Below are 1,394 nucleotides of genomic sequence, written 5' to 3'. Positions count from 1 at the left end.
CGCGAACGCGACCGAGTCCGCCCGCCTCGGCCTGTCCAGCAGGCGCACCGCGGCGGGCGGCGGCGCCGACGCCGACCGCGTCGCCGCCGTCGTGGGCGCCGCGCTGGAGGGGATCCGGGCGGCGATCCGCGACCACAAGGTGACCTACGCCGAGTTCGACGCGTTCAAGCGCTGGCTCATCGAGGTCTCCGACACCGGCGAGTGGCCGCTGTTCCTCGACGTCTACCTCGAGTTCGAGGTCGAGCGGGTGGCCGCCGAGTCCCGGCAGGGCTCGACCGGCACCATCCTCGGCCCGTTCTGGCTCGACGGCCAGGTCCGGCTGCAGTCCCCGGCGACCCTGCCGATGCGCGAGGACGAGCCCGGCACCCCGCTCGTCCTCGCCGGCCGTGTGACCGGCACCGACGGCACGCCGCTGCCCGGGGCGACGGTCGACATCTGGCACACCGACGACGAGGGCTGGTACTCCGGCTTCGCGGAGAAGCCCCCGGCCGGGAACCTGCGCGGCGTCGTCGCCTGCGACGAGCAGGGCCGGTTCGAGATCCACACCCGCAAGCCGGCGCCGTACACGATCCCGCTGGACGGCCCGACCGGGAAGCTCACCACGATCGCGGGATGGAGCCCGTGGAGACCGGCCCACCTGCACCTCCTCGTCTCCGCCCCCGGGCATCGCACGGTCACCACCCAGCTGTTCTTCACCGGTGACCCCTACCTGGACTCCGACGTCGCCTCGGCGACCAAGCCGGAGCTGGTACTCGACCCGCAGCCCACCGGCGACGGCGACGGGGTCCGCTCGGACCACGACTTCGTCCTCGAACCCGAGTAGTCCGAACGGGTGGGCGGGCCCCGGTACGGGGTCCGCCCCCACCCGTCGGCGCAACCGTGACGTGGAGGTCCCGGTCATGACCGCCGCCGCCCAGGCACCCGAGCGCATCCCGAGCCGGCCCGTCGTCCCGCTGTGGTGGGGCGTCGACGCCGTCCCCGACTCCTTCGGCCCCTGCGTGGTGACCGTCGGTGTCTTCGACGGCGTCCACCGTGGTCACCGACGCCTCATCGACCACGCCCGAGCCGTCGGGCGGGCGCGGGGGCTCCCGGTCGTGCTGCTCACCTTCGACCCGCATCCGGCCCGCGTGCTCGGGATCGACCGCGACACCGCCGTGCTGACCACCGTGGACCGCCGCGCGGAGCTCGCGGCCGCCGCCGGCGTCGACGCGGTCTGCGTACTGCGCTTCACCGCCGGGCTGGCCGCCCGGACCCCGGACGAGTTCGCCCGCGACGTCCTGGCCCGCGGGCTGGGGGCCGCGGCGGTCGTCGTCGGCGCGAACTTCACCTTCGGCGCCCGCGCCGCCGGCGACGTCACCACGTTGGCGACCCTGGGGACGGGGTTCGGCTTCTCC

2 protein-coding genes are annotated in these 1,394 nt (G+C 75.0%); both read left to right on the top strand.

Annotated elements, in window-relative coordinates; all coding sequences use genetic code 11:
- Positions 1-823: dioxygenase (locus tag GTW08_RS26415; protein ID WP_161152678.1), on the top strand; the 823-nt coding region annotated here is incomplete at its 5' end.
- A 76-nt stretch (positions 824-899) separates the two neighbouring features.
- On the top strand, positions 900-1,394 hold a 495-nt coding region (locus GTW08_RS26410; protein ID WP_161152677.1), incomplete at its 3' end, for an adenylyltransferase/cytidyltransferase family protein.

Origin of the sequence: Pseudonocardia sp. SID8383 (genome assembly GCF_009864975.1) — a bacterium.
Classification (GTDB): Bacteria; Actinomycetota; Actinomycetes; order Mycobacteriales; family Pseudonocardiaceae; genus Pseudonocardia; species Pseudonocardia alni.
Note: the sequence above shows the minus strand (reverse complement) of the source record. Positions and strands in the feature narration are given on the sequence as shown.